1 protein-coding gene is annotated in these 232 nt (G+C 34.9%); it reads right to left on the reverse strand.

Annotation, left to right across the window (positions count from 1 at the left end; genetic code table 11):
• Positions 1-199 (reverse strand): hypothetical protein (locus QP140_RS10325; RefSeq protein ID WP_284759564.1); only part of this gene is annotated, 199 nt, incomplete at its 3' end.
• Between the last annotated feature and the right edge of the window lie 33 nt (positions 200-232).

Below are 232 nucleotides of genomic sequence, written 5' to 3' on the forward strand. Positions count from 1 at the left end.
TTTGATTGGAAATTTCACCGAATGAAGAATCATTTGTTTTCTCTGGCTCAATTGCAAATATTTCGTTTAAGCGCTTATTAGCTACTTGTGCTGTCTGCATTTTAACTTGCAAGTTGATAATATTCTGTAAGGGATCCGTGAAGAAAACCAATAATGCATTGTAAGTAATAAGCTGACCAAGGCTAATTTTCCCTTCCATTACGTAAAAAGAACCTAACCACAGAATAAGTGC

This window comes from Corynebacterium sp. UMB9976 (genome assembly GCF_030212265.1).
GTDB lineage: Bacteria > Actinomycetota > Actinomycetes > Mycobacteriales > Mycobacteriaceae > Corynebacterium.